Raw genomic sequence first — 16,249 nt, 5'->3', positions numbered from 1 at the left:
CGACTCGACGCCGTTCAACCTGCATCACGTTGCTACGGTTATGCAGTCAGCTTAGATCCACTGTACCCACTCAGCGTCAAGACACCTCTCACACCCAAGGGAGCGTTCTCATGGTCGATATGGTCCCGGACCAGCTCATCAAAGCCGGGGAAGAGTTGTTCCAGCTCGAGGACGACATCTACCAACCCACGTACAACCGACTCGCATTCGACACCATCGAGGCGCGCACCACCATGACCGACGACGGCCTTTCCATGGGCGAGGCTCTCGGCGAAGCGAGCGCCGCGTGGATGGAGGATCGAGTCGACCCCATCCGCACCCTCATCACCAATCTGGCGGAGTTCCTGGTCGTGCACTCGCAGGACATGACCGAGATCGACGAGTTCAACGGCACCGAGTTCGACCAATATTCGGATCTGGTCGACCAGCCGAGGCAGAACCACTACACCGACTACGCCTACGGAAACTGACGATCCCGATGAGCGAACTGACCTGGGAGCAGATCAGCCTGCTCGACCTCGATGCGATCGACGACGCGGCCTCGAAATGGGCGACCTACAACGGACAGATGGGCGATGTCGCCGAGGCCATCGAGAGCGACGTCTCCTCGACGATCGACGAGGACTCGTTCGGTGACCAACTAGGTGAGGACAGCCGGGCGCAGTTGCGCAACATCTCCAACGAGTTGCAGGATCACATCGACGAGGCGGCCAAGAAGATCAAGGTGATCCTCGAAGATGCGCACGAAGAGTTCGAGACCTGCAAGAACGACATGCAGGACCTGATCGACGAGGTGCTGGAGGCCAAGCTCCGGATCGAGGAGGACGGGACGGTCAAGATCTCCGACGCGCGCATCGAGGAGATCCAGACCTGGGCCCAGCAGAAAGCCGAAGACGAGGGCGGCCACGCGCTCGGCCACGCGATGGAGAAGAAGGAGCAGATCGAGCAGGACGAGTGCCAGCCGCTCACCGAGCGAATTCAACAGGTCATCGAATCCGCCCGCGGCCACGACGACGACTTCACCCAGCGGCTCAACTCGATCCGCGATGCGCATGTGGAAGGGCCACCGCCGCTCGGCTCCGACTGGCACGAGGACGTAGCCCAGTACTACGCCGACCGGGCCGTGGATCTCCTCAACGGCGGTGCCGACGGCGAAATGAGCCCTGAAGAGCTCGACGAGTTCAACGAACTCGTCTCGGAACGGTCCGACAACCCCGTCTTCGCCACGACGCTCATGAACGAGCTCGGGCCCGACGGGTACACCGAAGCGCTCGCCGACGTCGCCCTCGACGTGTACGGACACGGTGGCAACGAGTCCGATTTCACGCCCGAGCAGGTCGATGCCTTCTACGAGGCGATGGGCGTCAGCCTCGCCACGGCCACCGACACCGACAATCCGCAACATGTGGACGAGGAATGGGTCACCGGACTGATGAACTTCGGTGACGAGAACATCGCCACCGTAGACGGCAACGCGTACGGCTACCAGCTACTCGGTCCGGCCCTCGAACACGGTGAGTACCACAGCGACTTCATCGTCCCCGTCACCGACCACATCCTGGCCATGGACAACGGCGACGTACCCTATTTCGACAGCTCGACGACCGGTCTCGAAAGGGGCCTCGGCTCACCGTTCTCCCACAGCCCGGTCAACTCCGCACTGACCGCGCTCGACAACAGTCCCGAGGCCGCCCTGGACTTCTTCACCGAGTCCGGAACGCGTCTCGACCACATGGACGGGGTCGGCCTGGAGCACGCCAACCCCGTGGACGATCCCATGGACTATCTGATGGACGCGGCCGACGACGCCGGCAGGTACATGGACTACATCGATCCGAACCTGGTCGGGAACGCGCTCGAGGCGGGGGCGACGGGAATCTCCACGAGCGACGAGTTCGACCCCGACAACCCTCCGCACCAGACGCCCCAGATGTCGATGCTCGCCGATAGAGTCATCGAGACCGTCACCGACGACCCCGACAGGTTCACGACCGGTGGACTGAACGAGATGACCGACAACTTCGGCGGCATCACCGCCTCCTACATCGACGACTTCCAGCGCTCGATGGCCTCCGACCCCGATTCGGACATGTGGATCGACAGTGGGGGCGACCTCAGCTCGATCGCCGGCGACCAGGAACTCGCCGGGGAGTGGCTCAAGGTCGTCGGCCATGACGAGGGCGGTATGTCGCAGGTCTGGGGAGCGAGCGAGGCGCTCATGTACGACCAGATGACCAACGCCGCCGACAACCATGACGGCCAGAGCAGCAACGCCTACAACGAGTCCTTCGAGCTGCACGGTCGACTTACCGGCGCACTCACCGTCGGTGCTCTGGAAGGTATAGCGGACGGCGTCTATCAGGAGCAGTCGGACCAGAACGGGGCGGTCGACCGGTTCGCCGAGGGCGCGAAGTACGGCGCCAGCGTCGCCGGCGGTGCGGCCACGGGCAACCCGTTCAGCGGTGCGGCGATCGGACAGGGAGCCGGATACGGCATCGACTTCGTCGCCGATTACTTCCGGATGTCCGACGAAGAGGCGCAGCAGCAGATCTCGGATCTCGCGAACGACCAGACCTCGGCCAATGAGGACCGGATGCGGGATGCAACGACACTCAACCACATCGAGGGGATCCTCGACGAGGACTCCAACCTCACTGCCGAGGACAAGAGCGTACTGATGGACAACTACTACGAGCGCTATTGGGACAACGTGTCCTGGGTGGCGAACGGGTACGGAGCGTAGCGGAGTCATGGGATTCCTTCGGGGCCTCAGCAGCAAGGTGAAACTCGCCGTCGCCGTTGCCGCGGTGGTCCTTGTCGCCATCCCTGTCGTCCTCTACCTCCTCACCGGGCCGCCCGGGTCGGTGGACGGCGATCTCTGCAGGCAGGGCACGTTCGACGACGGCGAGTCGACAGTGCTCGAGCGGGTGAGTGAATACGAACCCGACCAGCTCTCCGAGTACGGTTCGGGCCCGGCTGCCGACGCCGCCCTGCTCGCCGACGACCTGAAGGGAACCCGACATGTCCTGATGGACATGCAGTCCTGCACAAAACCCGGCCTGGCCGGAGTCCCCTTCTCCCTCACAGAGGTCATCGATGCTCCCGGCCACAACAGTCCCGGCCTCCCGGCCGCCCCCGCCGATCTGGAAACCGCCTGGTTCGACGAACTTCGCCCTGAAGGTCTGGTCACCGGTTGGGGACTGGGTGCGACGATGCATCAAGGCGGGGCGTTCTGGGAAACGGACAACGGGTCCGACTCGCCTCCCGATTTCGCTGCGGAGGTGCAGGAACTGCTCGGGACCGGTCTCGCGCACGCGACGAACCCGGATCGAACATCGCTGATCGACGAGGGCAATTACACCGAGATCGTCCTCGATCCGGAGTACCACCTGGGCGAGGAGTACACCGGCCGCTTCATCGAACTCGGCTCGTCTGAGGTGCCCATGGTGAAGTACACCGGCGCACCGGTCCTCGGTCGGGACGACGAGCACACCGAGGACCTGGTCGAACGCCACGGCGGCGAGTGGCGGATCGACGCGGTCGGACCGACGGTGCACGGCTGGTCGGTGCTGGCGCCGCTGCTGCGGTACGGGGACTTCCACGAGGAGTTCCTGGTGCCGGTGGCGACGGCGATCATCGAGTTCGACGTCGCGGTCGGCGGCGACTGGACCGTCGAGGGAGAGGAGCCCCTCTCGTTCGACCTCGCCGGCGACGATCCGTCGAACGCCATGTCCGCTGTGCTGGAAGCACTGTCGCGCAATCCGTCCGCCGCCGCGGCGGTGCACGAGGCGACCGGGGACGATCGGGTCGCCGATCTGCTGTCCTAGGACCGAGGAGGGCCATCGATGTCCGACCCCCACCGACGGTCGGGCCGCAACCGAGACTACGGCTCGATTCCGGTCGAGCGCGCCTACGAGGTCTCGCGCTACGCTATGCCGGTCGCCGGCCGGTGCGCCAACTTCGCGATCGTATTCAACGCGATGATCACGGGCTTCATCGGCGTCATGGGCCTGCAGGTCTCCGGATCGGAGGCGGCCGCCGACTACGAAGGCCCCGCCGCATCCGATGTCGACCCTCAAGTGCTGCAGCCGCTCAGCGTGGTCCAACTGGTGCTCGCCGCTGCATCCATCTGGATCGTCTTCCGCATCATCCGGCAGCGGCGAATCGCACTGTTCACGGCCTTCGTGGTGACCGGCTTCATCACCCTGATCGACGTCGCCCTGCTCGTGCTCGTGAAGGCCCGGATCAGCGGCTTCGACGACTACGACCTCCAGTTCCAGGAAGCCGCCGAATTCATCCCGTTGGCGCTGAACGGACTCGTGTATCTCCTGCTCTGCATCCCGAGCCTCTGGGAGTGGTGCGACGAGTGATCCCGCCGGGTGCGGGCGAAACGAACCGGCGGCCTGTTGGTGCCGGCGCCGTTGAATCCGCCGGGTCGCCCCGGGGTGAGACCCCCTGGGGCGACCCGGCGTCCTCACATGCGACCGCGGCACCTAGGCCATCAACTGTGAATTACGACACTCATTTGTAGACTTGGTTATGTTTCGGGCGAATCTGGCCCTATTGCCCTTTAGGCCGATGGCGAGGGCCTGGCATGGTGGGGTGCAAGGGAATCGCATTCCTTTGGAACCCGTTGACACCGGCGCCGATTCCCCCGGCGCCGCCACCCCACGCAAGGAGCCGCCTTGACAGTCACACAACGATGGCGACGGGCATTCGCCGCCTCGCTCGTGGGAGCGCTATCAACCACCTTTGCCGTCGCCGCACCCGCCTCGGCGCAGACCGATACCGGCGCGACCGCACTGCTGGAGCAGAAGGCCGATCCCGAGCTGCTGGCCGAGATCGGCGCCGAAGGCGAAGCCGAACTCTGGATCCGGTTCGACGGCGGTCCGGACTATTCGGCCGCGTACAGCGCCGAGACCAAGGCCGACAAGGGAGCGGCCGCCGTCGAAGCGGCGATGGCGTTCGCCGAGTCCTCCCAGGCCGAACTGACCGCCGCCCTCGACGAGGCGGGCGTAGATTACGAGTCCTACTGGGCCTCATCGACGGTCAAGGCGACCGGCGGGATCGAGCTGCTCGAGACCGTGGCCGCCTTCGACCAGGTCGCCGAGGTCGTCGACGCCCCCGAAGTCGAGACCGTCGAACCGGTCGAGACCGCCGAGCCCGCCTTCGAGCAGGCCTCCACCGAATCGGGCGTCAGCGACATCAACGCACCCGACGTCTGGGACCAGCTCGGCGTCACCGGCGAAGGCATCGTGATCGCCAGCATCGACTCCGGCGTCCAATACGACCACCCGGCGCTCGTGGAGCAGTACCGGGGCAACAACGGCGACGGCACCTTCACCCACGACTACAACTTCTACGACGTCGAAGGCGGTTGCGGCGGCACGCCGTGCGACCTCAGCTACCACGGCACCCATACGGTGGGGACGATGGTCGGCGACGACGGCGCGGACAACCGGATCGGCGTCGCTCCCGGCGCCGAATGGATCGCCGCCAACTACTACGGATCCAGCATGGACTCAGTGCTGCTGGCCGGCCAGTGGGTCGCCGCACCCACCGACTCGCAGGGCGGCAACCCCGACCCGTCCCAGGCGCCCGACATCGTCAACAACTCCTGGGGCAGGGACACCACGACCGATGACGATCCGTACTACCAGGACATCGTCGACCTGTGGCACGCCGCCGGCATCATCCCGGTGTTCTCCGCGGGCAACAGCGGTCCGGACTGCGGCACCAACGATCCCCCCGGAGCCTACTCGGACGTGATCGCAGTAGGCGCCTACCGTTCGAGCGGCGAGATCGCCGAATTCTCCTCCCGGGGCCCCACCAGCGACGGCCGCCTCAAACCCGACGTGTCGGCCCCCGGCGTCCGCGTCCGCTCTTCGATGCCCGGCGACGACTACGGCGTCGACAACGGCACCTCCATGGCCGCACCGCACGTGGCCGGAACCATCGCCCTGATGATGGAGGCCGAACCCGCCCTCCAAGGCGACTTCGACCTGGTCTACGAAATGCTCACCGACTCGGCCCGCTTCACCGAGAACGACCAGTGCGGCGGCAACGGCGAGGCGAACAACGTCCACGGACACGGGCGAATCGACGCGCTCGCGGCCGCCCAAGCCCTCCCCGAGGGCGAATCCGGTGCCATCACCGGGACCGTCACCGACACCGACGGAACGCCGCTGGAAGGCGCCGAACTGGTCTTCGACGGCGATTTCGACCGCACCGCCACCACCGGCGCCGACGGCACCTACACCGTCTCGTTCGCCCTGACCGGGCAGCACGCGGTGAGCGTCGAGAAGTTCGGCTACGAGGCGGCCTCCGGGACGGTGACCGTGGCGGCCGACCAGACCGCCGAATTCGATGCGGCGCTGACCCCGATCGAGACCAACGAGGTCACCGGTACGGTCGTCGACGGCTCCGGCCACGGCTGGCCGCTGGCGGCGACGGTCGAGACCAGCGGCGGCGAGGTGTCCACCACGACCGACCCGCTCACCGGGCGGTTCGAACTGACGCTGCCCGTCGGCGGCGTGGAACTGGTCGTCGAGACCGAATACGGCGGGTACCAGACCGTCCGAGTCGACGCGGACTCGAGCGACCTCCTCATCGAGGTGCCGGTGGAGCAGGGGTGCACCGCTCCCGGCTACGCCTTCGACCCGCTGGGCACCGGTTTCGAATCCGGGGCCGCGCCGATCGGATGGACCGTGGTCAACCGCGGTCCCGCGCCGTGGACGTTCGACGACCCGGGCGGCACCGGCAACCGCACCCCGGGCTCGGGCGGCTTCGCCTTCGCCGACCCGCCCGGCGGCGGCATCATGGACACCGACCTCATCTCGCCGGTGTTCGACCTGGCGAGCGCCCCCGAACCGGTCCTGTCCTTCGCCACCGACTTCTACATGTACGCCCCGCATTCGCGAGCGGACGTGGCGATCAGCGTCGACGGCGGACAGACCTGGGAGGAGGTCTGGGCGGCCGAGGAATCGGTGCGCGACACCACGGTCACGGTCGACCTGTCCGCTTGGGCGGGGGCACAGGAGGCCCAGCTCCGGTTCCACTACTACCACGCCTACAGGTCGGGCTACTGGTGGCAGATCGACGACGTCCTGGTCGGCGGCGCGGCCGACTGCGCTCCGGTTCCGGGCGGACTGGTGCGGGGCACGGTCACCGACCAGAGCGGAGCGCCGGTCGCGGGCGCCCAGGTCACCCACACCGCTTCCGGCCATCACGGCACCACCGACGCCGACGGCCGGTACTCGACCTTCGCGCCCGGCGGCGGGCCGTCCCAGTTCGAAGCGGTGGACGACGAGTCCGGGTCCGCGACCGCGGAGCTCGATGTCGTCCCCGACTCGGTGATCGAGGCGGACTTCACGCTCGGCACTCAGTCCGCGGCGTCCTTCAAGACGACCGAGCGGGAGTTCGCGGTGCCTCCGCCGGACCCGGCGTCGGCGGGGTGAACGCCGCGCCGCACCTCGTCGGCCGCGCATGAAACGGGCCCGGTGACCTGGTCACCGGGCCCGGTCGTCGCTCGCGGGTATGGGTGCGGCATGCAGCCGGGAGCCGGCGCCGCGGGGCGCCGCAGCGGAACCCGCGCTACTTGCAGGAGGTCGTCTTCATCAGATCCGAGTCCGAATGGAACTTCTCCGTGACCAGACTGAGGTTGCCCCATTGGACATGTCTGCAGCCGTTCTTCCAGACATGCAGGGTCCCGTACATGAGCGGCCCGAAGTCGCTTTCGTAGACGCCGCAGGCGCGGAAGTTGCCCCCCTTGAGCGACTCCGAGACGCAGCGATCCGTGCCGGTGTGGTGCCAATCCCCGTGCGGACTGGTCTCCCCGGTTATTCCACTACGCGTCACTGGCCTCTGGATCTGCTGGTAGCCGTAGTAGGCGAATTCGGTGCAGACCATGACCGGGCCGTAGCCCGTGGCCGCCCAGTAGTCCGAGGGGCAGTACACGCCCGGTTCCTTCTCGGCCGCCGCCGGTCCGGCCGGAGCGGCGGCGAGCCCGATGCCGATGGCCACGGCGGCCAGGACGCCGAAGATTCGTCGTTTCAATGGACTCTCCTGAGTGTGATCGGTTCCGAGGGGGTGGATTCTGGGAGGATGCGATCTCTTAGGAGGCTAAGTGAACCGTCCCTTGGCGTCAATCACCGAAGGTGATCGACTTATGTTGCTTTGTCCGCACTGCGACGTGGGGCGGCGGGCGCTGGAGCGGCGGGAACGTGTCCTGGCGCGGCGACTCTGCGAATGTCAACCTTGTGTCGATTTGACGACATTCGTCGTCCGGCGATGAACAACGGAGCGCGCATGCGATCCGCGTCCGCAGGCGGGAAGTGCGCGGATGCGAACGCCGCCACCGACGTCCACGTGGCGCTGATGTCGTCGCGGAACTGGTGACACGCTCAGAACAATCGCCTACAGACCCAATAGGTCGGTGCGGGGATGCGGCGGAACCGGGCGAGGGGTACATGTCCATGTCCATTCGCTTCAGTTGCGTTCGGACTGGTTTCCCACGGATGCGCACCGTATGTCCACAACGCTTTAGAAGGCCCAGAGGCCGCCCAGCCTCCGACTCGCGCGCCCGCGCCCCTCGGTACCGAAGCCGCGATGGTGCCGCGGATGCGGCATGCGGGCTCGGGCCGTCGTGTCACTCCGCTGCGGTCCCTGCGGCCGAGTCCGAGGACAGGCCGACATAGGCGCCGACGCCGTCGCCGTCGGCCGCCTCGAGTACGGCCCGCAGGAGCCCGGGAAAACGCCCGTCCAGGTCGTCGCGGCGCAGCTCTACGAAGCAGCGTGTGCCCTCCTGGCGGGTCCGGGTGATGCCCGCGTCCCGCAGCACCCGCAGGTGGTGGCTCAGCGTCGACTTGGCCACCGGTGCGCGCAGCTCGCCCCATCCGCGCTCACGGCCGTCGGCGAGCATCCGCACCAGGCCCACGCGAATCGGATCGCTCAGCGCCCCCATCACTTGGACCAGTTCCATCTCCCCCGGCTCCGGATGCCGCATCCCCTTCATGACGCACATGATACCTTGTTCGATGTTCTACAAACATCGAACAAGGGAGAATCCGTTGACCGCTCGACCGCAGCAGGAGTTCACCGACAAGGTCGCCATCGTCACCGGTGCCGGCTCGGGCATCGGCCGCGCCGCCGCCCGCGCCTTCGCCGATGCCGGAGCCCGAGTGCTCGGCGTGGGGCGGCGCCGGCATGCCCTCAAGGAGACCGCCGCCGATCACTCCGCCATCGGCGTCCATCCCGCCGACCTTCGCGACCCCGAAGCGCCGCAGCAGATCATCGACGACGCGATCGACCGGTGGGGACGGGTGGACGTCCTGGTCAGCAACGCCGGAGTCATGCGAATGATGCCGCTGCCCCAGACCACGGCGGAGGGAATCGAGGACGTCTTCTCGCTCAACGTCACCGCACCGAGCCTCCTCGCAAGCGCCGCCCTACCCCACCTGCGCCGGACCGGTGGGACGATCGTCAACGTCTCCAGCACCTTCGGCCACCGGCCGCTGCCCCAGGCGGCCCACTACGCCGCTTCGAAGGCCGCGATCGAACAGCTCACCCGCAGTTGGGCCCTCGAACTCGCCTCCGACGAGATCCGCATCAACGCCGTCGCCCCCGGCCCGACCGAGAGCGAGGCGCTCGCCGCGGCCGGGCTGCCCGCGGCCGACGTCGAAGCCGTCAAACGAGACGAGGCCGCGCGCATCCCCCTCGGCCGCCGCGGTGAACCCGAGGAGGTCGCCGCCTGGATCCTGCACCTCGCCGACCCCGCCGCCGCTTGGATCACCGGTCAAGTCCTCACCGTCGACGGCGGCCTGGACCTCACCTGACCGGCACGGCGCCGCTCGGACCGCCAGGTGATACCGCTGCACCCTGAAGCCGGAGCGGTGGTGAACACAGATCCCTTCAGGATGTAGCGGTCGGATCGGCAGCGGTGCGCCCGGAGCCCCGATACCCCGGGGGGGTGCAAAGGAGGCGAGTCTCCTTTGCACCCCCGAATGCGTTTCACCGACCGCACGCTAAGTGTGGTCTCGGCCTCGTTCGGATTCCTCCGGAGGGATCACTTCACGTGCGCCATAGGGAAAGCAGTAATCCCAGGGGACGCGCCCGGACACATTGGTTGACAATGCGGATATCTTGAGTCACCATGCAATCACCGCGCTTGTGTTTCTTCAACAGCGGCAACCATTTACGTTTCTCTCAGAAAGGGTTACGAGAAAGGCCCTGAAACCAGAAACAACTTCATAAGAAAGCATCTCGGCCGCCGCCCGGCGGCACATAGTCACCAAACTCCGTTCCGCCGGGCGGCTCAACACAGAGAGAGGACTCTCGTGTCGTCACTGACGATACGCCATTCCGGCGTGCTTGAAAACACCCATTCGGCCACCCGCATCGCCACCGGTCACCCTGGACACCCGGCGGCCTCGGCGCGCTCGGGGCACTACGCCGTTTCCGCGAACCACCCGCCCGGCTTCGGATCCGGCGAACCGAACTATGAACCCGCCCACCTGCGCCACCGGCCCGGCGACGAATGGAAGATCGGCGGCAGACCCCACGACCCCGACGACCCCGGCCCCTACGGCACGCCCGGCTGGCGACCGGACCGCCGCATCGGCCGCCACCGCCGAGGGGAACTGCCCGACCCGCTCCCCGAGACCGACCCGACCGATCAAGAGCCGCAGCGGTTCCCTCGGCTCCGCGAGGACGCCTACCGGGCCTTCATCCGCGACTCCGAGGAACTCCACCAAGCCCACTTCCGGTCGCCGGAACCGAGCCGCGCGGCAATCCGCGTCCGCTGGTTCCTCCGGGTGCTGCTCGCCATCCTCTACTGGCGGGTCCTGCCCTTCCCCGAACGGCCCCGACCGGCACCGCGCCGCCCCTCCCCCGCGCCCGATCGGGCCCGTTCCCGCGTGCCGCAGCCCCGATTGCCGCAGGTGCGCCTCGAGACCGGCGGCATCGATTCGATCGGGGCCAGACCGATCGGGCGCCGCTCGATCGGGGGTGGTGCCGGATGAGCACCGGCACCGCACCCGAGCGGTTCCGGCGGACCTACCTCGGTTCGCTGGCCGACCTGCCGCTGCTGACCACCGTCCCCGAGCCTCCCGATCCGCAGAGCCTCACCGTCCTCGGTGCGGCCCGAATCGGGATCCGGACCGTCGCCTTCGCCACCGAAGCACTCCGACCACGGTTGTGGATCGTCGCCGAACACGAGGCGCCGCGGGTGATCGGATTCCTCACCGGTCTCGTCCACGCCCGGCCCGACCTGTGGATCTGCGATCCGGAGTCCTGGGCGTGGATCAACTCCGACCGCATCAGCAGCGACATCAAGGCCGCCGCAGGCCGCGTCTGGACCGCCTGCCGGAAGGAGTGCGACGGCTGAGCCCGACCCTAGGCCGGGTGACGGTCGATCCGGGCGCTCGTTGCCGGTGCAACGAGCGCCTGCTCGCCTCCGAGCTTGGATACTAAACCACGTTTTAGTAAAGCGCACTTTAGCACTGGAGGATCCGTGGAGAAGCCGCCAGCCGTGTTCGACGCTCCGACGAGTGGGCCGGGCTGGCGATCTTCATCCCCGCACCGGGGTCGGCCTCGGCGACCTCTACCGGACTCCCGCTTGAGCTCGCCTCCGGCCTCGTCGGTACACCGCACAGCCGATACCCGAGGCTTCCGCCGACGCTCGGGGTTTGGCAGGATGGGCGGCGTGAAACTCATCGTCAAGATCGCGGTCACCGGCGCGGCGTTCTGGATCGTCTCGTGGCTGCTCTCCGGAATCCAGATCGGCAGGCCCGGCGACGACCTGGTCGACCGGATCATCACGCTCGGGATCATCGCGGTGATCTTCGGCGTGGTGAACGCGGTGCTCAAGCCCATCATCAAGACCCTCGGCTGCGGCTTCTACGTGCTCACCTTGGGACTGTTCTCTCTGGTCGTCAACGCCGGTCTGTTCCTGCTGGTGGCGTGGCTCGCCGAGCAGTTCAACCTGGTTTTCGAGATCGAGCCGCTCTGGTGGGCGCTGCCCGGTGCGATCCTGGTCTCGCTGGCCTCCTGGGTGATGAACCTGATCCTGCCCGACAAGATCGCCTCGAACTAGTCGAGCAGCGGCTCGAGTTCGGCCGCGGCGAGGCGCAGCCGCCAGGTGACCTCCGGCCAGGACCGCCCGGCCTCCGACAGCGGCATCGCCGCGGCCAGTACGACCCGTTCGGCCGGTTCGGGGTGGTCGCGGGCGACCACCGCCCCGCAGGCGACGCCCTCCTGGAACTGGCCGAATTCGGTGAAGACGCCCGACTCGTCGGCGACGACCAGATCGTGCTCGAGCGCGGCCGGCTCGGTCAGCGTGCGGCGGGTGAACCGGCGCATCCCGGCGGCCCTGAGGTACAGCGCGCGCTCGAAGTGCGGGAGGGTCGCCAGGAGCGCCTTGCCGAGCGCGGTGGCGTGGGCGCCGTCGTCGAAGCCGACGATGAGGTCCTCCACGTGCGGACTGCGGGCGCCCTCGGCGACCCCGGTGACCGCCGGACGCCCCTCCACGAACCGGGCCACGTAGGTGCTGTATCCGGTCTCGGCCGACATGCGCCGCATGAACTCCTCGGCGCTGCGCGGCCCGGCCATCGCCTGGGTGAGCTCGGAGTAGCGGTCGGACACTTCCAGGCCGAGGGTGTAGCGCCCTTCGTCGTCGCGGCGCAGGTACCGCTCGTAGACCAGGGTGCGCAGGAGGTTGTACGCCGTGCCCCGGTTGAGCCGGCACTCGAACGCGATCCGCTGGGCCGACACGCCCTCGCGGTACTGGCCGACGAACTCCATGATGTGCAGCGCCCGCCGCACGCTCTGGATGAGTTTGGTCGGTTGCTCCTTGCTCCCGGGCCGGATGCCGCCGTGCTTGCGCCGCTCGTACCGGGGTCGCCGCTGCTCCACCATGCCGCCGCTCCGTTCGCCGTTCAGACGGTCCCCGACGATGGGGACCGGGCCGCCGCCCGGCGGGCGAAGACCGAGAATCCAACTATATAAACAATTGCGGCTTGCGTCAGACCACGGCAACCGGCAGTATCTACCTGTCAGCACCGTTCGAACCCCGGCGCGAGCCGGGCGTCGGACGCCTTCCGCGGCGGCGGCGTCGAGTCCCCACCAACTTCATGCCGCTACCGCGGACATACACACCACATAGAAGCGCGGCGGCTCCTCCCACCAGGGTCGCCGCGCTTTACTTTTGCGCGGGCCACGGTCGTATACCGTCCAGTGAGCCCAGACGACGCTCCCACACCCGGCGACGCCGCGTCAATTCTCGTCACCCGTTCATGTGAGGTACCGGACTCCGGCGAACGCTTGCATCCACCGTCGACGCCGGGAGTACGGTTGCCGTCGTGTCCGCCGCAGCCGTCCCGAACGCCTCCTCCACGATCGCGACCGCGCTGAGCGTCAACGTCGCCGCGGTCATGCCGGTGTTCCTCTTCGGCGGACTCGCCGTCCAGATCGCCGCCGAGCTCGGCATGCGACCCGGCACCATCGGCCTGGTCTCCGGGCTCTACTTCGCCGTCGCCGGACTGACCGCCGTGCCCTCGGGGCGGCTGGTGGAACGGTTCGGGGCGCCCGCCATGGCCCGCCTCGGCGTGGCGCTGGCGGCCGGATCGATGCTCGCCATCGCCGCGTTCGCGCAGCACACCGCCGTCCTGATCGCCCTGATGATCGTGTCGGCCCCGGCCAACGGCCTGGGGCAGTTGTCGTCGAACACGGTCCTGTCCAACTGGGCGCCCGGGCGCCACAAGGGCCTGCTGTTCGGCGCCAAGCAGGCCTCGGTGCCGCTGTGCACGATGCTGGCCGGGCTGAGCGTCCCGGCGATCGCGCTGACGCTCGGCTGGCGGTGGGCGTTCGTGGCCGGAGGCGCGGTCGCACTGCTGTCGCTGATACCCCTGAACGGCCTGGGGCGGCCCGAGCGGCCGGCCGGCAACGGCGACGGCCGGGTCTTCGACCGCCGCCTGCTGATGTTCGCGCTCGCGACCTGCCTCAGCGCGGGGGCCGCGACCCCACTGGGGACGTTCCTGACCACCTACGCGGTGGACATCGGCGCCTCGGAATCGTTCGCGGGACTGAATCTGACCGTCGGCGGCCTCGCGGGGGTCCTGGCGCGCACCGCGGTCGGTGCGATCGCCGACCGGCGCGGCGGCGGCGAATTCGGGCTCATCGTCGTCATGCTCCTGGGCGGCGCGATCGGGATCTCGACGCTCATGATCGGGCAGCCGTGGCTGCTGCCGCTGGGCACGGCGGCGGGCTTCGCCCTGGGCTGGGCGTGGCCGGGACTGATGAACTTCGCGGTGACCAAGCGCTACCCGGACGCGCCGGCGGCCGCCACCTCGATCACCCAGACCGGGGTCTACCTGGGCGGCGCGGTCGGACCGATCGCGTTCGGGCTCCTGGTCGACCACGGCGGCTGGACCGCGGGCTGGACGGCCTCGGTGGCGGCCATGACCTTCGCGGCGGTGTTCATCGTCGCCGGCGGCCGCCCGCGCCACCGGACGGCGCGGTAGGGCCCACGCGACCACCGGATCCCGCGCCGTGCCCGATTCGCGGCCCGCACGATAAGGTGAGCCTGTGGTGACCACCGGAACTGGCCAGATCTCGCTGAGTTTTACCGACGGGGAGTTCTCCGAGCGCATACGCGAGCGCCTCGAGACGGTCGAGGAGCATCTGCTGAAGGCCGTCGACACCGAGCAGCCGCTGCTGCGCCAATCCGGCTCCCACCTGATCAACGCCGGCGGGAAGCGCTTCCGGCCGATGCTGACGCTCACCTGCGCCCACCTCGGCGACCCGGACCGCCCCGGCATCGTCGAATCCGCGGTCGCGCTGGAGCTGACGCACCTGGCGACGCTGTACCACGACGACGTCATGGACGAGGCCTCCGTGCGGCGCGGCGCCGCCAGCGCCAACGCCCGCTGGGACAACTCGGTCGCGATCCTCACCGGCGACTACCTGTTCAGCCAGGCCGCCCAGATCATGGCCGAACTGGGCCCCGAGGCGGTCCGGACGCAGGCGGTCACGTTCGCGCGCCTGGTGCGCGGCCAGATCAACGAGACCATGCCCAGGCCCGACCGGTTCGACCCGGTCGAATGGCACCTGTCTATCCTCTCGGAGAAGACCGGCTCGCTCATCGCGACGTGCGCGAAGTTCGGCGCCTGGTTCGCCGGCGCCGACGCGGACACGATGGCCACCGCCGAGAAGTTCGGCGAGGTGATCGGCGTGGCCTTCCAGATCGCCGACGACATCATCGACGTCGCCTCCGACCACTCGGGCAAGACCCCCGGCACCGACCTGCTGGAAGGGGTGCCCACGCTCCCGGTGATCTACGCCCTGGCCGGGGACGACCCGGCCGAGGCGCGCCTGCGCGAACTGGTCGCGGGCCCGGTCCCCGAGGACGACCTCCGCGAGGCCCTGGAGCTCCTGCGGGCCTCCAGCGCCCTGGACGATGCCCGCGCCACCCTGCGCCGGTACCAGGAGCGCGCCCGCACCCTGGCGGCCTCCCTGCCCGACGGCCCGGCCCGGCAGGCCCTGGTCGACATCTGCGACTACATGATCCAGCGCGACGCCTGACCGGTCACAGCGGTACGCCTCGGGCGCGGATAGCGGGCGCGGGACCGGTTCGCTACCGTTGTGAGCACCACCTCGACCTCGACCGCGGCCGCCCGCAGGACCGCCCCCAAGGAGCACTGTGCGACCCAGCCACACCGGGCACACGGACACCCGACCGAAGGCCGTTCTGGCGGCCCAGGCCCTCATCTGGGTGCAGTTCGCCGCGATCGCGGCCCTCTACGGCCTCGGCGCGACGTTCCTGCTGGCGGCCACCATGTCGGCCTCGAGCGTCGAGACGCCGCTCGAGGTGGTGAACGGCGGCGGCGCCGAGCGGTGGATCCTGGCGCTGACGGCGGTGGCGGTGACGGCCTCGCTGCCGCCTATCGCGGTGCGCCTGGGGAGCCGGAGGCCGGGCGCGGTGCGGGCGGCCTGGTACGCGCTGGCGTTCGTTCCCGGCGGCATGTACGTGTGGATCGTGGCCCGCGCCTACCTGGCGACCCTCCCCGACCACCCCGAGTTCTTCCTGAGCGCCGGAGCGATGCTGGTGGTCTGCGGCTCGCTGCCGGCGGTGACGCTGCTGTGCCTGTCGAGCCGCTCGGCGCGGGCCTGGTTCGCGCCCGCCCCGGCCGCCGTGCCCCGGGCGCGGCGGGCCGAGGCCGCCGCGCTGGTCGCGGCGGAGTGAACCGGAGGCGGC

Annotated in this window: 15 protein-coding genes; 12 read left to right on the top strand and 3 right to left on the bottom strand. The window is 68.5% G+C overall.

Annotated elements, in window-relative coordinates:
* Positions 1 to 110 precede the first annotated feature (110 nt).
* The 5 genes from CUT39_RS14665 (at position 111) to CUT39_RS14645 (ending at position 7,457) form a co-directional block, all read left to right on the top strand.
* On the top strand, positions 111 to 470 hold the full coding sequence (locus CUT39_RS14665; protein WP_100447835.1) for a hypothetical protein: 360 nt from the start codon (positions 111 to 113) through the stop codon (positions 468 to 470).
* A gap of 8 nt (positions 471 to 478) precedes the next feature.
* Entirely contained in the window at positions 479 to 2,743 is a 2,265-nt protein-coding gene (locus CUT39_RS14660; RefSeq protein ID WP_100447833.1) for a hypothetical protein, read from the top strand.
* Between the two features lie 7 nt (positions 2,744 to 2,750).
* Positions 2,751 to 3,827 (top strand): hypothetical protein, encoded by a 1,077-nt coding sequence (locus tag CUT39_RS14655; RefSeq protein ID WP_100447831.1) that lies wholly within the window; start codon positions 2,751 to 2,753, stop codon positions 3,825 to 3,827.
* 18 nt (positions 3,828 to 3,845) lie between these two features.
* Positions 3,846 to 4,370 (top strand): hypothetical protein, encoded by a 525-nt coding sequence (locus CUT39_RS14650; protein ID WP_100447829.1) that lies wholly within the window; start codon positions 3,846 to 3,848, stop codon positions 4,368 to 4,370.
* 315 nt (positions 4,371 to 4,685) lie between these two features.
* Positions 4,686 to 7,457, top strand: a complete 2,772-nt coding sequence (locus CUT39_RS14645) for a S8 family serine peptidase (protein WP_157930701.1) — start codon at positions 4,686 to 4,688, stop codon at positions 7,455 to 7,457.
* Positions 7,458 to 7,593: 136 nt separating this feature from the next.
* Here CUT39_RS14645 and CUT39_RS14640 read toward each other — a convergent pair whose 3' ends face one another.
* Both CUT39_RS14640 and CUT39_RS14635 read right to left on the bottom strand, forming a co-directional pair.
* Positions 7,594 to 8,055: a hypothetical protein gene (locus CUT39_RS14640; protein WP_100447825.1), complete on the bottom strand. Its 462-nt coding sequence runs from the start codon at positions 8,053 to 8,055 to the stop codon at positions 7,594 to 7,596.
* 592 nt (positions 8,056 to 8,647) lie between these two features.
* Complete coding sequence (locus tag CUT39_RS14635) at positions 8,648 to 9,022, bottom strand: ArsR/SmtB family transcription factor (protein WP_408611152.1); 375 nt, start codon at positions 9,020 to 9,022, stop codon at positions 8,648 to 8,650.
* 46 nt (positions 9,023 to 9,068) lie between these two features.
* Between CUT39_RS14635 and CUT39_RS14630 the strand changes: the two genes are divergently transcribed.
* From CUT39_RS14630 to CUT39_RS14615, 4 genes are all read left to right on the top strand, one after another.
* Positions 9,069 to 9,833, top strand: a complete 765-nt coding sequence (locus CUT39_RS14630) for an SDR family NAD(P)-dependent oxidoreductase (RefSeq protein WP_198587153.1) — start codon at positions 9,069 to 9,071, stop codon at positions 9,831 to 9,833.
* A 531-nt stretch (positions 9,834 to 10,364) separates the two neighbouring features.
* Positions 10,365 to 11,018 (top strand): hypothetical protein, encoded by a 654-nt coding sequence (locus CUT39_RS14625; RefSeq protein ID WP_100447821.1) that lies wholly within the window; start codon positions 10,365 to 10,367, stop codon positions 11,016 to 11,018.
* Positions 11,015 to 11,383: a hypothetical protein gene (locus CUT39_RS14620; protein WP_100447819.1), complete on the top strand. Its 369-nt coding sequence runs from the start codon at positions 11,015 to 11,017 to the stop codon at positions 11,381 to 11,383. Before CUT39_RS14625 ends, CUT39_RS14620 begins: the two co-directional genes overlap by 4 nt.
* Before the next feature lie 318 nt (positions 11,384 to 11,701).
* Positions 11,702 to 12,091: a phage holin family protein gene (locus CUT39_RS14615; protein ID WP_198587152.1), complete on the top strand. Its 390-nt coding sequence runs from the start codon at positions 11,702 to 11,704 to the stop codon at positions 12,089 to 12,091.
* Here CUT39_RS14615 and CUT39_RS14610 read toward each other — a convergent pair.
* Positions 12,088 to 12,912: an IclR family transcriptional regulator gene (locus CUT39_RS14610; RefSeq protein WP_100447815.1), complete on the bottom strand. Its 825-nt coding sequence runs from the start codon at positions 12,910 to 12,912 to the stop codon at positions 12,088 to 12,090. The two genes, CUT39_RS14615 and CUT39_RS14610, sit on opposite strands and share 4 nt — an antisense overlap.
* A gap of 443 nt (positions 12,913 to 13,355) precedes the next feature.
* On the opposite strand from CUT39_RS14610, the gene CUT39_RS14605 reads away from it, so the two are divergent.
* The 3 genes from CUT39_RS14605 to CUT39_RS14595 all read left to right on the top strand — a co-directional run bounded on the left by CUT39_RS14605 (position 13,356) and on the right by CUT39_RS14595 (position 16,237).
* Positions 13,356 to 14,516, top strand: coding sequence for an MFS transporter (locus CUT39_RS14605; RefSeq protein WP_198587151.1), 1,161 nt, complete (start codon positions 13,356 to 13,358; stop codon positions 14,514 to 14,516).
* 67 nt (positions 14,517 to 14,583) lie between these two features.
* Positions 14,584 to 15,576, top strand: coding sequence for a polyprenyl synthetase family protein (locus tag CUT39_RS14600; protein ID WP_232805770.1), 993 nt, complete (start codon positions 14,584 to 14,586; stop codon positions 15,574 to 15,576).
* A 118-nt stretch (positions 15,577 to 15,694) separates the two neighbouring features.
* Positions 15,695 to 16,237, top strand: coding sequence for a hypothetical protein (locus CUT39_RS14595; RefSeq protein WP_100447813.1), 543 nt, complete (start codon positions 15,695 to 15,697; stop codon positions 16,235 to 16,237).
* Positions 16,238 to 16,249: the final 12 nt, after the last annotated feature.

This window comes from Glycomyces xiaoerkulensis, assembly GCF_002798405.1.
Lineage (GTDB): Bacteria > Actinomycetota > Actinomycetes > Mycobacteriales > Micromonosporaceae > Glycomyces > Glycomyces xiaoerkulensis.
Note: the sequence above shows the minus strand (reverse complement) of the source record. Positions and strands in the feature narration are given on the sequence as shown.